The following is a 15,671-nucleotide window of genomic DNA, read 5'->3' as shown; positions in this document are numbered from 1 at the left end:
GGCTCTCGAGCCAGCCGAGCTCCTCGCGGGTCGTGCACTTTCCGTCGAAACCACCCAGGTGGCCGCAGGAGCTTCGTTACTGACCATGAAACTCGACACCGTCTCAGTCGACTTTACCGACGACCAGAAACGCTACCTTGAAGGCTTCACGACCGGTCTGCAGATCAGCCGGGTCGGTCGCGGTCTCGGCGGCGGCGCCGGCAAGGCGAACGCCGAGCCGACCGGTCCCGATGCCGTGCACATCAAGGCGCAGGACAAGGTGATCGCCGCGGGCAAGAAGCTCGCCGACCAGGAGAAGGTCAAGCGCGACGAGCATCCCTTCGATGCCTATCCGCGTCTCCGCCAGCAGGCGCTCGACAATACGCCGCCGAGCCCGGCGGATAATTTCCGCTGGCGCTATTACGGCATCTTCTACGTCGCGCCGACGCAGGACTCCTACATGTGCCGTCTGCGCATTCCGAACGGCATCATGAAGCACTGGCAACTGTCCGGCCTTGCCGACCTCGCCGATGAAACCTGCGGGCCCTACAGCCACGTCACGACGCGTGCCAATCTCCAGCTTCGCGAGATCCCGCCGAAGAACGCCGTGAAGCTGATCGAGGGCATACAGGATCTCGGCCTGTGCTCGCGCGGCTCCGGCGCCGACAACATCCGCAACGTGACGGGAACGCCGACGGCGGGCATCGATCCGCAGGAGCTGATCGACACGCGGCCTTATGCGCGCGAGTGGCACTACCACATCCTGAACGATCGCTCGTTGTATGGCTTGCCGCGCAAGTTCAACGTCGCCTTCGACGGCGCCGGCAAGATCGCGGTGCTCGAGGAGACCAACGACATCGCCTTCACGGCGTATGAGGTGAAGGATGGGTTCGGCGTCGAACCCGGGATCTGGTTCCGCCTCGGCCTCGGCGGCATCACCGGCCACAAGGACTTTGCGAAATATTCCGGCATCGTCGTCAAGCCTGAAGACGCTACCGCCGTTGCCGACGCCATCGTGCGCGTCTTCATCGAGCACGGCGACCGCACCAACCGCAACAAGGCGCGGTTGAAATACGTGCTCGACGCCATGGGCCATGACGGCTTTCTCAAGCTGGTCGAAGAGCGGCTGAAGACGCCGTTCACGCGCGTGACGGAAGAGGCGTTTGCGCCGCGGCCGGCCGCGGACCGCATGGCGCATATCGGCGTGCACAAGCAGAAGCAGGACGGCTTGAACTGGATCGGCGTGTCGCTGACGCTCGGCAAGATCAGCTGCGATCAGATGCGGGGTCTCGCCAAGGTGGCGCTGGACCTCGGTGACGGCGAGATCCGTCTGACCGTCTGGCAGAACCTGCTGATATCAGGGGTGCGTGACGAGAATGTCGAGCTTGCCGTTGCGGCGATCAAGCAGATCGGGCTCGCGGCCGAGGCCTCGCACATCCGCGCCGGCCTGATCGCCTGCACCGGCAATGCCGGTTGCCGCTTTGCCGCCTCCAACACCAAGCGTCACGCCGCCGAGATCGGCGAATGGTGCGAGCCGCGCGTCGAGATGGACAAGCCGGTCAACATCCACGTCACCGGCTGCCACCATTCCTGTGCCCAGCACTACATCAGCGACATCGGTCTGATCGGGGCGCGCGTGCCTGTCAACGAGGAGGACACGGTGGAGGGCTATCATCTCTTCACCGGCGGCGGGTTCGGTCCTGACGCCGACGTCGGTCAGGAGGTCTATCACGACCTCAAGGCCGAGGACGCGCCGAAGACGGTCGAAGGGCTGCTCAAGGCCTATATCGCCCATCGCTCGTCTCCTGACGAAACCTTCCTGTCCTTTGCGCGCCGCCACGACGGCGAGACGCTGCGCAAGCTTGCCGATGCCGAGGTGTCCTCATGAACCAGATCAGCCCTCCACCCAAACTCGACATTATTCCCACGAGCGCCCCGTTCTCCGACGCGCAACGCTCCTGGCTGAACGGCTTCTTTGCCGGGCTGCTGTCGCCTGAGGCGGCCACGCCGCTGTCGGCGGAGCAGGGCGCCGCGGTCATGCAGGCTGGTGACGGTGACGACGGTGAAGCGCCGTGGCACGACCAGACCATGCCGATCGCCGATCGGATGAAGCTCGCCGAAGGCCGTCCCGTGCGGCGCAAGATGATGGCGGCGATGGCGCAGCAGGATTGCGGGCAGTGCGGCTACAATTGCCACGACTATTCGGAGGCGATCGCGAGCCGCAGTGAAGCGCGCCTCAACCTCTGCGTCCCCGGTGGCAAGGAAACCGCACGGATGCTGAAGTCGTTGCACGAAGAGCTGGACAAGGCGCCGGCGGCAAAGCCGGCTGACAAGCAAGACGCGGTGGCGGCCCCCGCCGTGACCGTGACGATCGCCGAGCCCGGCCGCTCGCGGGACAACCCCGTTGCGGCGACCTTCCTGTCGCGCCGTCTTCTCAACAAGGGAAAGTCCGAGAAGGAAACCTATCACGTCGAGTTCGATCTCTCCGAGAGCAAACTCGACTACGTCGTCGGTGACAGTTTTGGCGTGTTCGCGCGGAACGAGCTCGGCCTCGTCGACCAGGTCATCGCGTTGCTCGGTGCCTCCCACACCACGAAGGTCAACGGCAAGACGCTGCGCGAGGTGCTGATCGACGACGTCTCGTTGTCGCCGGCGCCCGACACGCTATTCGAACTGCTCTCCTTCATCACCGGCGGCGCGCAGCGCGAGAAGGCGCGGGCGCTGGCACAGGGCGAGGATCCCGATGGCGATGCCGCAACGCTCGACGTCATGGCGGCGCTGCAGAAGTTCTCGGGCACGCGGCCGCATCCCGAAGCCTTCGTGGAGGCGCTCGAGCCGCTGCAGCCGCGGCTCTATTCGATCTCGTCCTCGCACAATGCGACGCCTGGAAAGCTGTCGCTGACGGTCGATTCCGTGCGCTACGTGATCGGCAAACGCAAGCGCATCGGCGTTGCCTCGACCTTCCTCGGCGAGCGCATCGCTGAGGGCGAGAAGCTCAAGGTCTATGTGCAGAAGGCGCACAATTTCGGCCTGCCGCAGGATCCGAAGACGCCGATCATCATGATCGGCCCCGGCACCGGCATTGCGCCGTTCCGCGCCTTCCTGTTCGACCGCAAGGCGACCGGTGCGCCTGGCAAGAACTGGCTGTTCTTCGGCCATCAGCGCAGCGATTGCGACTTCTTCTACCAGGAGGAGCTCAACGCGATGAAGACCTCGGGCCTGCTCACGCGTATGTCGCTGGCCTGGTCGCGCGACGGCGAGAAGAAGTTCTATGTGCAGGACCGCATGCGCGAGGTCGGCCGCGAGGTGTGGACGTGGCTCGCCGAGGGGGCGCATTTCTACATCTGCGGCGATGCCAAACGCATGGCCAAGGACGTCGAGCGTGCACTGGTCGATATCGTCGCCCAATTCGGGGCGCGTTCGACCGACGAAGCCGTCAGTTTTGTCGCAGAACTCAAGAAGACGGGCCGCTTCCAGGCTGACGTCTACTAGATGTCATCCTACGGTCATCCGAGCCGGTTCCAACTGGCTCGGATTTGAGCGAATAAGATTCTCGGAAGTGGCGGGCGAGGAGAATTTGCTCCTGCGATGCGGGGTTTTCAGAGAACCCGCATCGCTATTTCCGCCGGTCTCTTGCCCGCCACCCCGGTTGATCCTTCATAATCGTCCGAATGGGGCGTTGGAGATCGACCATGCGCGAACTATCGGCGGAAGCCAGGCTGCACTTCTACGCGCGCTCGCTCTCGCGGCGGACCGGTGCGAGCGTGCATCATGCCGCAATGTACAGCGCCTTCGCCGTCATCGCCGCGATCGTGTTCGGCACGCTGTCGGTACACCCGTTCTGATCACGCTCCGCGCTTGAACGGCGCGACCTCGATCCCTGCATCCTTCAAAGCCTGCCGCAGACCGCGCGCGATGTCGACGGCGCCCGGCGTATCGCCGTGGATGCAGACCGTGTCGGTGCGCATCTTGATGACCTTGCCGGTGACCGAGACCACCGCGCCGTCCTGCACCATGCGCACCACGCGGTCGGCGATGGCCTTGGCGTCATGCAGCACTGCACCGGGCTTCTTGCGCGAGACGAGATTGCCGTCGTCCTCATAGGCGCGGTCGGCGAACACCTCGTGCACCATCGGCAGATTGGCGGCTTCGCCGGCCTTCACCAGCTTGGAATTGGCGAGCACGACGAAAATCAGGCTCGGGTCGACCGCCTTGATGCCGGCGGCGATCGCCTTCGCCGTCATGTCGTCCTCGCAGGCGACGTTGGAGAGCGCGCCATGCGCCTTCACATGCGTTACCTTGTGGCCGGCCGCGGTCGCGATCGCCTGCAGCGCGCCGATCTGGTAGGCGACGAGGTTCTCGATCTCGGAGGCCTTCAGGCCCGCGATCGGATGGCGGCCGAAGCCGTGCAGGTCGCGATAGCCAGGATGCGCGCCGACCGAGACGCCGCGCGCCTTCGCCAGCTCGACCGTTCGGCGCATGATGTCGGGGTCGCCCGCGTGGAAGCCGCAGGCGACGTTGACCGAGCTCGCCAGCTCGATCATGGCGGCATCATTGCCCATCTCCCAAGCGCCAAAACCTTCGCCGAGATCGCAATTCAGATCGATCGTCTTCATGGGTTGCTCTCCGTCTCTGGTCGTCTTGTCGTTTACGGCTCGGCCGCGACCTGCCAGGTCCCGGCGTCGACGGCACTGACAGCATAGCCCGCGACGTTGGCATCGCTGAGCGCTTCGATGTTGAGCGCCACGGTGTCGGCAGAACGCAGGCGATCGGGCAGGTTGCGGATCAGCTGCGCAAATTTCTTCGCCTCGTCCTGCGCCTCGGCCATGCTGACCGCCTTGAAGCGGAACGCCGTTCCCGCTGAGGTCTGCGCGAGACGGCCGACGTCGGCCGTGATCACGGTCGCGATCTTCGGGTAGCCGCCGGAGGTGCCGCGATCCATCATCAGCGCGATCGGCGCGCCGTTGCCGGGCACCTGGATGCTGCCGTTGACCGTGCCGTCGGAGACGATGTTGTGGCCGTGCAGATGCTTGATCGCGGGACCTTCCAGCCGGTAGCCCATGCGATCGGAGGTCGCCGAGATCTTCCACTCGCTGTCGAGGAACAGCGCCTTGTTGGCGTCGTCGAACTCGTCGTCCTGCGGACCCAGCAGGACGCGGATCGGACCGCTCGACGGCTTCGGCAGTTCGATGCGCTGTTCCGGTGCACCGCTTGCGGCATCGACGCTGAATTCGTCGTCGGCCTGCAGCGGGCGCGGGTAGGGGCTGCCGAGACCGGCACGGGCGTTGACTGCGAGACTGCCGAACACCGGCTCGCCCTTGATCCCGCCTTCGATCGCCAGATAGGTGAACGCACCGCCGCGAGCAAAACCCAGCGTCAGCGTCTCGCCGTCTTTCAGCGTCACCGATGTGTCCGTGGCGACCGGACTGCCGGCGATGTCCGCATTGCGCGGCGCGCCTGAGATCGCGACGCGCACGGCACCGTCGCGCGCGGTGAACGCGGCGCCGAACGGGCCGACCTCGACAGCGGCTGCGAACGGTTCGTTGCCGACAAGCGTGTTCGCCGCCGCGAGCGACAGGCGGTCCATCGCTCCGCTGACCGTCAGGCCATAGCGTTGCGCGCCATGGCGTCCGCCGTCCTGGACCGAGCTTGCGGGCCCGATGCTGGCGATCACGAGCCGGCTCATGCCACCACCTGCTCGGCAATGATCTCGCCGGCCTCGGCAGCGCGGTCCTGTTCCTCGAATGTCTTGTGGTCGATCGCGAAAAACGTCACGCGATCGCCGGGTTCGGTGAGGAAGGTCGGATTGCGGTGGAGCTGATAGGTCCGCACCGGCGTGCGGCCGAGCAGGTGCCAGCCGCTCGGGGCCGCCAGGCACTGGATTCCGGCCTGGATGCCGCCGATCGAGATCGTGCCGGCAGGCGTCAGCAGCCGTGGATTCTGCCGCCGCGACATCTGCAGGGATTTGTCGAGGCCGCTGAGATAGGACCAGCCCGGCGTGAAGCCGATCATGGCAACCTTGTAGTCGCCGGCGACGTGGCGCGCGACGATGTCGTCGGGTGTGGTGTTCAGCGCCTTCGCGACGTCCTCGAGGTCGATGCCGTGCTCGCCGCCATAGGCGACGGGAATTCGCCATCGGCGGGCCTTGGTGGCCGGCGGCAGCGGCTGGCTGGCGAGCGCGAGCAGCTTTTCGCCAAGTTCATCAAAGCCGATCTTGCCGGGATCGTAATGCACCAGCAGCGAGCGATAGGTCGGCACGGACTCGGTGATGCCATCGATCGGACTCGCTGCGAGCGCCTTGTCGAGCGCCAGCACGCGCTGGTTGGCGTCGTCGTCGATGGTACGGCTGAACTCGACCGTGACGGCGCTGTCGCCACTGGGCAGCAGGCGGGGCGGGGGAAGCGTCGCGGACATGGGCTGTCGAAATCGGGCTTCTGGAGATACGCGGGCTCGGCCTTGAGCTCCGCTTGTCCCTGCTTCGCGTAAATGCGCCCGCAAGTCCAATAAATTAATGCAGGGGGAGGCGATAAACCCTTGTTATCGCGACGCATAACTGCGCTGCGGCCCTGCATGATTGGTATCCTATTGGCCCTTGACGCAAGGCCCGCACCCCGCAAGATGCGCGCGTTCTTTCCCGCCCATCCGGAGCTCGTCTGTTTCCATGTCGCTGTCCCCCGAAGCCCGCAAGACCCTCGCCGGCATCACCACTGCCACCATCACCACGGTCCTGCTGAAGAAGGGCCTGCGCAACATCTGGATGCGCGGCGCGCGTCCGCTGCGTCCGGGTCTGCCGCGCCTGGTGGGACCGGCCTTCACGCTGCGCTTCGTGCCGGCGCGGGAGGATCTGGCGACGCCGGAGTCATGGTCGTCGCCGATCTCGACCCGCACCGCGATCGAGGCAATGCCGGAGGGCTGCATCGCCGTGGTCGACGCCATGGGCATCACCGACGCCGGCATCTTTGGCGACATCCTATGCGCGCGCATGATGAAGCGCGGCGTCACCGCACTCGTCACCGACGGTGTCGTGCGTGACGTCGAGGGCGTGCTCGGCACCAACCTGCCGGTCTGGTGCGACGGCTATGCCGCGCCGCCGTCAGTCGCCGGTCTGACCTTCGTCGGCTGGGGCGAGCCGATCGGCTGCGGCGGCGTTGCGGTGTTCCCGAACGACATCGTTGTTGCCGACCAGGACGGCTGCGTGCTGATCCCGCAGGCGATGCTCGAACAAGTGCTCAACGAGGGTGTCGAGCAGGAGCGGATGGAAGCCTGGATCGTCAACGAGGTGAACAATGGCGCGGTGCTCCCGGGCCTCTATCCCATGAACGCCGAGACCAAGGCGCGCTACGCAGCAAGCAAGAAGTAATCGGGAAAGAAGCGAGGTAATCCCAATGGAGATCACTGTTGCAGGCACGCGGCTGACCCGCCGCGCGCCCAAGGAAAATTTCACCGGCACCGTCTGGCAGGACCCGGTGATCATGGCGCCCGCGCCGGCACGGCTGAACTGCTCGCGTGTCTCGTTCGAGCCTGGCGCACGCACCAACTGGCATCATCATCCGCTCGGGCAGACCCTCTACGTCATCTCCGGTGTCGGCCGCGTTCAGACCAAAGGCGGGCCCGTCAGGGAGATCCGTCCCGGCGACACCGTCTGGATTCCGCCGGGTGAGGTGCACTGGCACGGCGGATCGCCGACCAACGGCATGTGCCATATCGCCATGCAAGAAGCGCTCGACGGCGTCTATTCGACGTGGCTGGAGCCGGTGAGCGACGCGGAGTATGGGGCCGCGTTGGGCTAGCTCTCGTGCCCCGGACAAGACGCATCGCCCCGCGGCGATGCGTCGCCGATCCGGGGCCCAAAACTTTTGACGGCATCAGGACTGCTGAGTCCCGGCTCTGCGCAGCAACGCTTCTCGTCGCTGCTTGTCCGGGGCACGACACCTTACATCCGCTCGGCGGTCCACGTTCCCGTGCACATGCTGCCGCGCCACGTGCCGGAGCCGGAGGTGCCGCTGAGGCGGCCGAAGCCGACGGCGCGCTTGATGCCGGTGCTCAAGGTGACATTGATGCTGCCGGCATCCGCGACGCGGCCCGACGCCGTCACCATTGCGCTGCTCGAGGCGATCTGACCGTTGTTGATGCCGATGGCGACGGTCGAGCCGTTGCCGCAGGTCTCGCTCGATGACGAGATGCGGACATTCCATGCGCCGTCGAATGTGCTGGCGCTGGCCTGCGCGGCCGGCAACGCGATGACTATGATTGTGGCGAAGAGAGCCTTGCGAAATCCGTTCATGACACGCCCCTAGGGTTGATCATGCGGGGATCGTGTCACGGACGCGGAACCGGCGATGTGAGGGCTGTCACGCGCGCGACGGGCTCTGTGATGTCGCGCACATCCCGGAAATCGAGGGGCAAAAGCAAAAGGGCCCGCATTGCGGGCCCTTTGTCTCGGTCAGAGTGTCGCGGGAAGTCAGTTCACCCGCGTCCAGGTCTGGCCGCCGCAGAACATGCCGCCGAAGGCGCAGCCCTGCACGCGCAGGCGATCGGTGCCCTTCAGCGCGATGGTTGAATCGTAGGTCGAGCCGGAGTTCGGATCGAGGATCCGGCCGGACCATTTTGGGTCCTTGTTCTGGTCCTTGCCGGGCTTCATGTTGATCAGAACCTGCTCGCCATTCTGGTTCGATTTCGAATCGACCGAGTAGCCGCAGAGATTGCTGCCGCATTGCTCGATGCGGACCTTGCCTTCCTTCTCCTCGGTGAGCCAGACGCCGAGCGGTGAATTGAGGTCGCGCGTGGCCGCGGTTGGGGTAGCCGGCGGCGCGACGGCGGCCGACTGAACGGGAGCAGGCGCCGGGACGGGAGGCGGAGATGGCGCCGGCGGCGCGACTGCGACCGTCGGGGCGGGCGGTGGAGGCGGGGCGGGCGGTACTGCGGCCACCGTCGGGGCAGCACTTGGGGCCGGCTGAGGCGGCGGCACAAGCGCCTCTTCGGCCGGAGCCTTGTTAGCCGTGGTGGCCGGAGGCGCTGGCGGGGCAGGAGGCGCCACGGCCACGGGGGCTTGGACGGGAGCTTGGACAGGGGCCTGCTCGGCCGCGGGCGGCGCCGTGACAGGTGTTGGGGCCGGCGCCGGATTGGCAGGCGGCTGCGGATCAGCCTTGGCCTGTTGCGGTGCCTGCGGGTCCGCTTTGGGAGCCCCCTTGGCATCGTTCTTGGCTTTCTTCGCCTTGCCCTGGCCGGTGTTGTCGTAGACGCCGGGGATTTGCACCGTGCCGCGGTCGGGATCAATGCGGATGGTGCGCCCGCCATAGTCGAAGGTGTACTGCGCCTGCGCAGCGGTGCTCGCCAAAAGGAATGCGGCCGTGGCCAACAGCTTCCTCATTTCGCATCTCCTGAAACAGGTGGTCCCCGCACCGACGCATACGCCCCGGTTCGATCGCAAAAAGTGATCTAGATCACTGTCACCGTATGAGTCGTGGCTTCTGCGTTTCGGGTTCAATAACACCGGAGCCGGTCCAAAGTTTGGCCGGCACAAGCGACAGGAGGACGCGGCCCTAATCGAACCAGGCGGCGTAGATCTTCTTGTAGCTGCCGTCCTGCATCGAAATATGCAGCCATTGATCGACGAAGGCCTTCAGCGCCATGTCGCGCTGGAGCCAATAGGCCTTCTCGGAAAAATCGAACGGCTTGTCGGGATGCACCGCGCAGAGCACGCCTTGATGCTGCTTCTGCTGGTAGCGCGTCTCCGAGGCGTCGGTCATCATCAGGTCGACATTGCCCTTGGCGATCTCGTCGAAGATCACGGTATTGTCCGGGAAGACGGTGATGTCGGCGTCCTTGATGTTGGCACGCGCGAAGCGCTCGTTGGTGCCGCCGGGATTGACGATCACGCGGGTGCCCTTCTTGTCGATGTCGGTGATGCTCTGGTATTTGCCGACATCGGCACAGCGCGCGATCGGCGTCTTGCCCTCGCGCATGATCGGCGTGGAGAAGAAGCCCTTCTTCTGCCGGTCGAGCGTGACCGAGACGCCGCCCATGGCGATGTCGAACTGATCGGCCTCGAAATCCTTCATCAGCTTCGGCCAGGCCGTCGGCACGAATTCGACCTTGACGCCGAGCGCCTTGCCGAGTGCCTCCGCCATGTCGACATCGAAGCCACTGAATTGCTGCGTCGTCTTGTCGAGATAGGTGAAGGGCTTGTAGTCGCCAGTCATGCCGACGCGCAAAGTGCCGCGCTTGACTATCTCGTCGAGGCGGGACGGCGCCGTCTGCTGTGCGTGGGCCGAAAGGTTTGCCAGCAGGACCACGGCCAAAGTCGCCAGAATTCGAATGGTCATTCGAACGATCATCTCTTTTCCACCCATGTCCAAGCTGTCATTGTGCAGCTCTCGAGGCCTGTCTTGAGGCCTGGATTTAGACCAGATGCCCGTCTCTGGCGAGGCGGAATTGAAGGGAATTTTGAAGTGACGATCTCAATGTATGACGCCTCGGTCGGACTCTTCGTGCCGTATCTGCGCAACCTCTCCGCATTGCTCGACAAGGGCGTTGCCTATGCCGAGGCCCGGAAGTTCAACCCGGCCGTCCTGCTCGGCATGCGCATGGCGCCCGACATGTACGATCTGGCGCAACAGATCGGCGAGGCCTGTCGCCACGCCACGGTCGCCGCGGCCTTGCTCGCCGACCGCGAGCCGGTGGCGCTGCCGGTGTTGGAGCACGACATGGCCGGGCTCCAGGCCCGCATCGCGACGTCAATCGAGTTCATCGAAAGCCTGCCGCGCGCAGAGATCAATGCTGCGGCGGAGCGGAATGTCTTCTTCAGGCTGAAGAACGGGACCGAGTTGCCCTTCACCGGGCGGACGCTGCTGCTGACCTTCAGCGTTCCGCAGTTCTTCTTTCACGTCACGACCGCCTACGACCTGTTACGGCACGCAGGCGTCGAGCTCGTGAAGAAGGATTATCTCGGACGACGATAAGCCGAACCGGCATCCACTTCGCGCGAGAGCGCGCTAGGCTTCGCCCTTGCGCTCGTAATCGGCGAGCGAGCTGCGGCCGGCGATCTCGCTGCGCAGCTCTTCGAAGCGCCGATGCGCCTCGTCCTCATGCGCGTCGACGAAATGCACCGCGGCTTCGCCGGTCATCGGGCCGCTGACCACGGGCACGGACTGCTCGCCGATGGTCTCGTGGACGTAGAACTGGCCGTCATCGCCGCGATGGACCGTCCATTTCAGACGGATCGCCACCATCGGCCCGGGGCCGACCTTGCTGTAGCCGTCGGCGTCGGCGTGCTCCGGCACCAGCGGCTGCTCCTCGACCACCGGATGCTCGTCGACCATCGGGTGCTCGTCCGCGACCCCATGCTCACCAGCAACCACCATTTCAGTCACGGTGACAGTCTCGGTCTCGCGCACAGTCTCGGTCTCGCGCACGACGAGGACGGGTTCAGGATGCTCCAGGATGCTGGCGATGGTCGCCAACGCGTGGTCGGTCGGGTCGATCTCTGACAAGGGTCCATCCTCCAGCTCGACGCGGCCGGCAAGTCTGTCCCACCGCCGCCGCGGCCGGACCTATTACGCGGGTTTGATTAAGGCTGAGTGAGGGCTCGATCTGCACCAAAATGGGACTCATTCTGGCGTTCCGAAGGCGGGGGGCAGCCGCCCGCCCAGGAGAACCGCCTAGCCCGGAGATGCGCTCAGCCCAGGACATCCTGATTGATGATGTTCTGCCGGATAGGATCGCCGTCCAGCACACTCAGGATGTTGCGCGCGGTCTGCTCGCTCATCCGGCTCACCGCCTCGACCGTCACGCCGGCGACGTGGGGAGCCATGATGACGTTGGGCAGCGCGAACAGCGCGTTGCTGACCGGTGGCGGCTCCACCTCGAACACGTCGATGCCGGCACCGGCGAGCTTGCCCGAGACCAGCGCGTCGTACAGCGCCGCCTCCTTCACGATGCCGCCGCGTGCGGTGTTGATGAGGTAGGATTTCGGCTTCATCCGGCCGATCCGCGCCGCATCGAACAGGCCGACTGTCTCCGGCGTCTTCGGGCAGTGGATGGTGACGAAATCGGCGTGAGGCAGCGCGGCATCGAGATCGGCGACCGGCTCGCAGCCTGCTGCCTTGATCTCTGCGGCTGCCTTGTAGGGATCATAGACCTGCACATTCATGTCCATCGCCAGGCAGCGCTTGGCGGTGCGGGTGCCGATGCGGCCGAAGCCGATGATGAGGACGGTCTTGCCGTAGAGATCGAACGGCAGCATGCCGAGACGGTCCGCCCATTTGCCGTCTTTCACGCAGGCGTGCATCTCCTGCGCGCGTTTTGCCAGTGTCAGCATCATGAACAGCGCCTGTTCGGCGACCGAGGGCGAGTTCGCGCTGCCGGCGACCATCAGCGGCACCTTGCGGCGGGAGAGGGCGGGGACGTCGACGGCGTCGTAACCGACGCCGATCCGGGTCACCACCTTCATGTCCTTCGAGGCTTCGAGCTCGGTCTCGCCGAAAGCGGTGGCGCCGAGCGCCACGCCATGGACCGGCGCGTGGCTCTTCAGCAAGGCCTCGAAATCCCTGGCGGAGATCAGGTTCGGAAACTCGATGAGCTCGATATCATCTCGCTGGGTGAGGAGGGCGCGCGCCCCTTGCGACAAAGTTTGCGTGACAAAAATTTTCTTCTTGTTGGTCGACATCGTCCCTACCTGCGCGAGTTTCTTGGCCGGCCGTCACAAGACGGCGCCGGTCGCCTCGTTTAGCAGGTGCATATTGTTGAGGTCCATCGCCAAACGCATGGGTGCTCCGTCCTTGGCGCCCGCATTGGGATCGACACGGCCGCAGACGGGCGTGCCTTCCAGTCCGAAATAGACCAGCGTCTCCATTCCCATCGGCTCGGTGACATCAAGCACGGTGTCGAAGGTCTCGACACCCGGCTCGAGATGCGCATGCGATTCCGTGAGATGTTCGGGACGGATGCCGAGCAACAGGTTTTCAGATCGGGGCAGCGCGCTGTAACGGGCGGCGCGGGCCGGCGGCAACGGGAATGAGATGCGATCCGTCAGGCGGACGTTGAGCTTGCCGCCGACGTCCTCGAGACGGCACGGAATGAAGTTCATCGCCGGCGAGCCAATGAAGCCCGCGACGAAGCGCGTCGCCGGCTTGTGGTAGAGCTCGTTCGGGGTGCCGATCTGCTCGATCCGACCCTTGTTCATCACCACGACGCGATCAGCCAGCGTCATCGCCTCGACCTGGTCGTGGGTGACGTAGACCGTCGTGGTGCGCACTTTCTGGTGCACCTTCTTGATCTCGATCCGCATCTGCACGCGCAGCTTGGCGTCGAGATTGGACAGCGGTTCGTCGAACAGGAAGACCTTTGGGTTGCGCACGATGGCCCGCCCCATGGCGACGCGCTGGCGCTGGCCGCCGGAGAGCTGCTTCGGCTTGCGGTCGATCAGGTCGGTGATGTCGAGGAGGCGGGCGGCTTCCGTCACCCGCGCCTTGATCTCGGCCTTGGGATAGTGCTTGAGCCGCAGCCCGAACGACATGTTCTCCGCGACCGTCATGTGCGGGTAGAGCGCGTAGTTCTGAAACACCATCGCGATGTCGCGGTCCTTCGGCGGCACGTCGTTGACGACGTCCCCGCCGATCATGATGTCGCCGTCGGTGATGTCCTCGAGTCCCGCGATCATCCGCAAGGTCGTCGACTTGCCGCAGCCGGAGGGGCCGACGAGCACGATGAACTCATGGTCAGAGATGTCGAGATCGATGCCGCGCACCGCCTCGACGTCGTCGTAACGCTTGACCACCTTCCGCAACGCAACCTCAGCCATAAGACATCAACCCTTTGTGGCGCCGGCGGTCAGGCCGGCAATGTAATAGTCCATCAGGAAGGCGTAGATGACCAGCGGCGGGGCAGCGCCAAGCAGCGCGCCGGTCATGATCTGCCCCCAGTTGAAGACGTCGCCCTTGATCAGCGTGGTGGTGATGCCGACCGGCAGCACGAGCTGGTCGATGGATGTCGTGAACACCAGCGGATAGAGGAACTGCGCCCAGGACACGGTGAAGGCGAAGATGGTCGCTGCGATCAGGCCAGGGAGGGCAACCGGAATGAAAATCCGCGTCAGGGTCTGGAGCCAGGAGGCGCCGTCGATGAGAGCCGCCTCGTCCAGCTCCTTCGGGATCGAGGCGAAATAACCGATCATGATCCAGGTGCAGAACGGCACGGTCAGCGTCGGATAGATGAACACCAGCACGTACCAGCGGTTGAGAAGGGTGATGCCGGTGACGTCCTGGACCACCGCGAGCATCTTGAACAAGGGAATGAACAGGAGGCTGTCCGGGATCAGATAGGTGAGAAAGACCCCGGTCGCGAGCGTCGCCGAGCCCCAGAACTTCATCCGCGCCAATGCAAACGCCGCCGGAATGCTGATCAGCATCGTCACGATCACGACCACGATCGAGATCATCGACGAATTCCAGAAGAATCGCAGGAACTGGTTCGAGGTCAATAGCTCCACATAGTTCGACAGCGTCGGATGAAATACCCACCACGGATTGGTGGCGGCCGAGATCTCCGCGCTGCTCTTGAGCGAGGTGATCAGCATGTAGATCGGCGGGATCAGGAAGAAGATCGCAAACAGCACCAGGAAAAAGTAGGACCAGCGCAGCGCCCAGGTGCGGTCGCGGCTCATGCTTCGAAGCTTGACCTTGCGTGTCGGTCCGGCCTTGTCGATTGCGAGCGTGCTCATCAGGCTTCGTTCCCACGTTTGTTGACATCGCGCAGGATGAAGACCGCTGCGACGGCGAGGATCGGCACCATGAACAGCGAGACGCAGGCGCCGAGCGGAATGTCGCTGCTCTGGATGCCGACCTGGAACGCCCAGGTGGCGAACAAATGCGTCCGGTCCAGCGGACCGCCGGAGGTGAGGATGCGCACGATGTCGAAATTGGCGAAAGTGACGATCAGCGAGAACAGCGTGGTGATGGCGATGATGTTGCGCATCATCGGCAGGGTGATGTGCCAGATCTTCTGCCACCAATTGGCGCCGTCGATCGCTGCGGCTTCGTAGAGCTGGTCGGGTACGGATTTCAAGGCGGCCAGGTACATGATCAGGAAGAACGGCGCGCCGTACCAGACGTTGACGAGGATGACGGAGAAACGCGCCCAGAAGGTGTCACCGAGCCACGGGATCGGACCGATGCCGAAGAACGACAGCGTATAGTTGAAGGCGCTGTAGGAGGGATCGAACAGCCACAGCCATGCCAGCGTGCTCATCGCCGGTGGGATCACCCAAGGCACCAGCAGCATGCCGCGCCATTTACGTTGCTTCTTGCCGGGAATGTTGTGGACGAAATGCGCGACGATGAAGCCGATCAGCGCCTTGAAGACCACGGCGGTAATCGCAAAAATGCAGGACTGTCTCACCACCATCCAGAACGTTTCGCGCTTGAACAGGAAGGTGAAGTTGCTGAGACCGACGAACTTCGTCATCGCCTTGTTCAGCGTCGCCAGGTAGACCGAATAGAAGGCGGGATAGAGCACGAGCAGGGCGATCAGGAGGATCAGCGGCAGCGTCAGGAAGAACGCGACGGTCGATTTCCGTCCCATTGCATTGCGCAGGCTCGCCCGTTTGCGCGGGCTCGCAGCTCGAGCGGGACGGCCTTGCTCAACGACGACATCGGCCATGACGTTAGCCTCTTTTGCAGGACACGTAGCAGGAC

The 15,671-nt window shown here is 64.4% G+C and carries 17 protein-coding genes; 6 read left to right on the top strand and 11 right to left on the bottom strand.

What is annotated here, in order from left to right; translation table 11 throughout:
* Nucleotides 1-85: 85 nt before the first annotated feature.
* The 3 genes from IVB36_RS03850 (at nt 86) to IVB36_RS03840 (ending at nt 3,824) form a co-directional block, all read left to right on the top strand.
* Nucleotides 86-1,867, top strand: coding sequence for a NirA family protein (locus tag IVB36_RS03850; protein WP_018457915.1), 1,782 nt, complete (start codon nt 86-88; stop codon nt 1,865-1,867).
* Complete coding sequence (locus tag IVB36_RS03845) at nt 1,864-3,471, top strand: sulfite reductase subunit alpha (RefSeq protein WP_018457914.1); 1,608 nt, start codon at nt 1,864-1,866, stop codon at nt 3,469-3,471. The genes IVB36_RS03850 and IVB36_RS03845 overlap by 4 nt, the downstream gene beginning before the upstream one ends.
* 200 nt (nt 3,472-3,671) lie before the next feature.
* Nucleotides 3,672-3,824, top strand: a complete 153-nt coding sequence (locus tag IVB36_RS03840; RefSeq protein WP_007590908.1) for a hypothetical protein — start codon at nt 3,672-3,674, stop codon at nt 3,822-3,824.
* On the opposite strand, the gene IVB36_RS03835 is transcribed toward IVB36_RS03840, so the two are convergent.
* The 3 genes from IVB36_RS03835 to pxpB are packed head-to-tail and all read right to left on the bottom strand — an operon-like array spanning nt 3,825 to nt 6,393.
* A complete protein-coding gene (locus IVB36_RS03835) occupies nt 3,825-4,595 on the bottom strand; it encodes a 5-oxoprolinase subunit PxpA (protein ID WP_018457913.1) in 771 nt (256 codons plus the stop codon).
* Between the two features lie 32 nt (nt 4,596-4,627).
* Nucleotides 4,628-5,665, bottom strand: coding sequence for a biotin-dependent carboxyltransferase family protein (locus IVB36_RS03830; RefSeq protein ID WP_018457912.1), 1,038 nt, complete (start codon nt 5,663-5,665; stop codon nt 4,628-4,630).
* Complete coding sequence (pxpB, locus tag IVB36_RS03825) at nt 5,662-6,393, bottom strand: 5-oxoprolinase subunit PxpB (RefSeq protein ID WP_085353084.1); 732 nt, start codon at nt 6,391-6,393, stop codon at nt 5,662-5,664. The genes IVB36_RS03830 and pxpB overlap by 4 nt, the downstream gene beginning before the upstream one ends.
* Before the next feature lie 247 nt (nt 6,394-6,640).
* Between pxpB and IVB36_RS03820 the strand changes: the two genes are divergently transcribed.
* Together IVB36_RS03820 and IVB36_RS03815 are read left to right on the top strand one after the other, a co-directional pair.
* Nucleotides 6,641-7,339, top strand: a complete 699-nt coding sequence (locus IVB36_RS03820) for a ribonuclease activity regulator RraA (protein ID WP_018457910.1) — start codon at nt 6,641-6,643, stop codon at nt 7,337-7,339.
* A gap of 25 nt (nt 7,340-7,364) precedes the next feature.
* Entirely contained in the window at nt 7,365-7,769 is a 405-nt protein-coding gene (locus IVB36_RS03815) for a cupin domain-containing protein (RefSeq protein ID WP_018457909.1), read from the top strand.
* Nucleotides 7,770-7,912: 143 nt separating this feature from the next.
* Here the strand turns inward: IVB36_RS03815 and IVB36_RS03810 are convergent, their stop codons facing one another.
* The 3 genes from IVB36_RS03810 to IVB36_RS03800 form a co-directional block, all read right to left on the bottom strand.
* Nucleotides 7,913-8,263, bottom strand: a complete 351-nt coding sequence (locus IVB36_RS03810) for a hypothetical protein (RefSeq protein WP_007590916.1) — start codon at nt 8,261-8,263, stop codon at nt 7,913-7,915.
* 177 nt (nt 8,264-8,440) lie between these two features.
* Complete coding sequence (locus IVB36_RS03805; protein ID WP_247390706.1) at nt 8,441-9,349, bottom strand: DUF2147 domain-containing protein; 909 nt, start codon at nt 9,347-9,349, stop codon at nt 8,441-8,443.
* Nucleotides 9,350-9,521: 172 nt separating this feature from the next.
* Nucleotides 9,522-10,304 (bottom strand): transporter substrate-binding domain-containing protein, encoded by a 783-nt coding sequence (locus IVB36_RS03800; RefSeq protein WP_247390705.1) that lies wholly within the window; start codon nt 10,302-10,304, stop codon nt 9,522-9,524.
* Between the two features lie 138 nt (nt 10,305-10,442).
* Between IVB36_RS03800 and IVB36_RS03795 the strand changes: the two genes are divergently transcribed.
* Nucleotides 10,443-10,940: a DUF1993 domain-containing protein gene (locus IVB36_RS03795; protein WP_018457906.1), complete on the top strand. Its 498-nt coding sequence runs from the start codon at nt 10,443-10,445 to the stop codon at nt 10,938-10,940.
* Between the two features lie 33 nt (nt 10,941-10,973).
* Here the strand turns inward: IVB36_RS03795 and IVB36_RS03790 are convergent, their stop codons facing one another.
* From IVB36_RS03790 to IVB36_RS03770, 5 genes are all read right to left on the bottom strand, one after another.
* On the bottom strand, nt 10,974-11,471 hold the full coding sequence (locus tag IVB36_RS03790; protein ID WP_085385225.1) for a hypothetical protein: 498 nt from the start codon (nt 11,469-11,471) through the stop codon (nt 10,974-10,976).
* Nucleotides 11,472-11,656: 185 nt separating this feature from the next.
* Entirely contained in the window at nt 11,657-12,646 is a 990-nt protein-coding gene (locus IVB36_RS03785; RefSeq protein ID WP_018457904.1) for a hydroxyacid dehydrogenase, read from the bottom strand.
* 33 nt (nt 12,647-12,679) lie between these two features.
* The gene (gene ugpC, locus IVB36_RS03780) at nt 12,680-13,780 is read right to left on the bottom strand and encodes a sn-glycerol-3-phosphate ABC transporter ATP-binding protein UgpC (RefSeq protein WP_247336700.1); all 1,101 of its coding nucleotides are present in this window, start codon (nt 13,778-13,780) and stop codon (nt 12,680-12,682) included.
* Between the two features lie 6 nt (nt 13,781-13,786).
* Nucleotides 13,787-14,698 carry a carbohydrate ABC transporter permease gene (locus IVB36_RS03775; RefSeq protein WP_018457902.1) on the bottom strand — a complete coding sequence of 304 codons (912 nt, stop codon included), beginning with the start codon at nt 14,696-14,698 and terminating at the stop codon, nt 13,787-13,789.
* Complete coding sequence (locus tag IVB36_RS03770) at nt 14,698-15,636, bottom strand: sugar ABC transporter permease (protein WP_007590928.1); 939 nt, start codon at nt 15,634-15,636, stop codon at nt 14,698-14,700. Before IVB36_RS03770 ends, IVB36_RS03775 begins: the two co-directional genes overlap by 1 nt.
* Nucleotides 15,637-15,671: the final 35 nt, after the last annotated feature.

Origin of the sequence: Bradyrhizobium sp. 35, from assembly GCF_023073215.1 — a bacterium.
Classification (GTDB): Bacteria; Pseudomonadota; Alphaproteobacteria; order Rhizobiales; family Xanthobacteraceae; genus Bradyrhizobium; species Bradyrhizobium canariense_D.
The sequence above is the reverse complement of the archived record's forward strand: the minus strand, read 5'-3'. Positions and strand labels throughout refer to the sequence as shown.

What these genes read in the sequence shown, in the direction of transcription:
- IVB36_RS03850 (WP_018457915.1), top strand. Translation starts at nt 86, where the DNA reads ATGAAACTCGACACCGTCTCAGTCGACTTTACCGACGACCAGAAACGC.
- IVB36_RS03845 (WP_018457914.1), top strand. Translation starts at nt 1,864, where the DNA reads ATGAACCAGATCAGCCCTCCACCCAAACTCGACATTATTCCCACGAGC.
- IVB36_RS03840 (WP_007590908.1), top strand. Translation starts at nt 3,672, where the DNA reads ATGCGCGAACTATCGGCGGAAGCCAGGCTGCACTTCTACGCGCGCTCG.
- IVB36_RS03835 (WP_018457913.1), bottom strand. Translation starts at nt 4,595, where the DNA reads ATGAAGACGATCGATCTGAATTGCGATCTCGGCGAAGGTTTTGGCGCT.
- IVB36_RS03830 (WP_018457912.1), bottom strand. Translation starts at nt 5,665, where the DNA reads ATGAGCCGGCTCGTGATCGCCAGCATCGGGCCCGCAAGCTCGGTCCAG.
- pxpB (WP_085353084.1), bottom strand. Translation starts at nt 6,393, where the DNA reads ATGTCCGCGACGCTTCCCCCGCCCCGCCTGCTGCCCAGTGGCGACAGC.
- IVB36_RS03820 (WP_018457910.1), top strand. Translation starts at nt 6,641, where the DNA reads ATGTCGCTGTCCCCCGAAGCCCGCAAGACCCTCGCCGGCATCACCACT.
- IVB36_RS03815 (WP_018457909.1), top strand. Translation starts at nt 7,365, where the DNA reads ATGGAGATCACTGTTGCAGGCACGCGGCTGACCCGCCGCGCGCCCAAG.
- IVB36_RS03810 (WP_007590916.1), bottom strand. Translation starts at nt 8,263, where the DNA reads ATGAACGGATTTCGCAAGGCTCTCTTCGCCACAATCATAGTCATCGCG.
- IVB36_RS03805 (WP_247390706.1), bottom strand. Translation starts at nt 9,349, where the DNA reads ATGAGGAAGCTGTTGGCCACGGCCGCATTCCTTTTGGCGAGCACCGCT.
- IVB36_RS03800 (WP_247390705.1), bottom strand. Translation starts at nt 10,304, where the DNA reads ATGACCATTCGAATTCTGGCGACTTTGGCCGTGGTCCTGCTGGCAAAC.
- IVB36_RS03795 (WP_018457906.1), top strand. Translation starts at nt 10,443, where the DNA reads ATGTATGACGCCTCGGTCGGACTCTTCGTGCCGTATCTGCGCAACCTC.
- IVB36_RS03785 (WP_018457904.1), bottom strand. Translation starts at nt 12,646, where the DNA reads ATGTCGACCAACAAGAAGAAAATTTTTGTCACGCAAACTTTGTCGCAA.
- ugpC (WP_247336700.1), bottom strand. Translation starts at nt 13,780, where the DNA reads ATGGCTGAGGTTGCGTTGCGGAAGGTGGTCAAGCGTTACGACGACGTC.
- IVB36_RS03775 (WP_018457902.1), bottom strand. Translation starts at nt 14,698, where the DNA reads ATGAGCACGCTCGCAATCGACAAGGCCGGACCGACACGCAAGGTCAAG.
- IVB36_RS03770 (WP_007590928.1), bottom strand. Translation starts at nt 15,636, where the DNA reads ATGGCCGATGTCGTCGTTGAGCAAGGCCGTCCCGCTCGAGCTGCGAGC.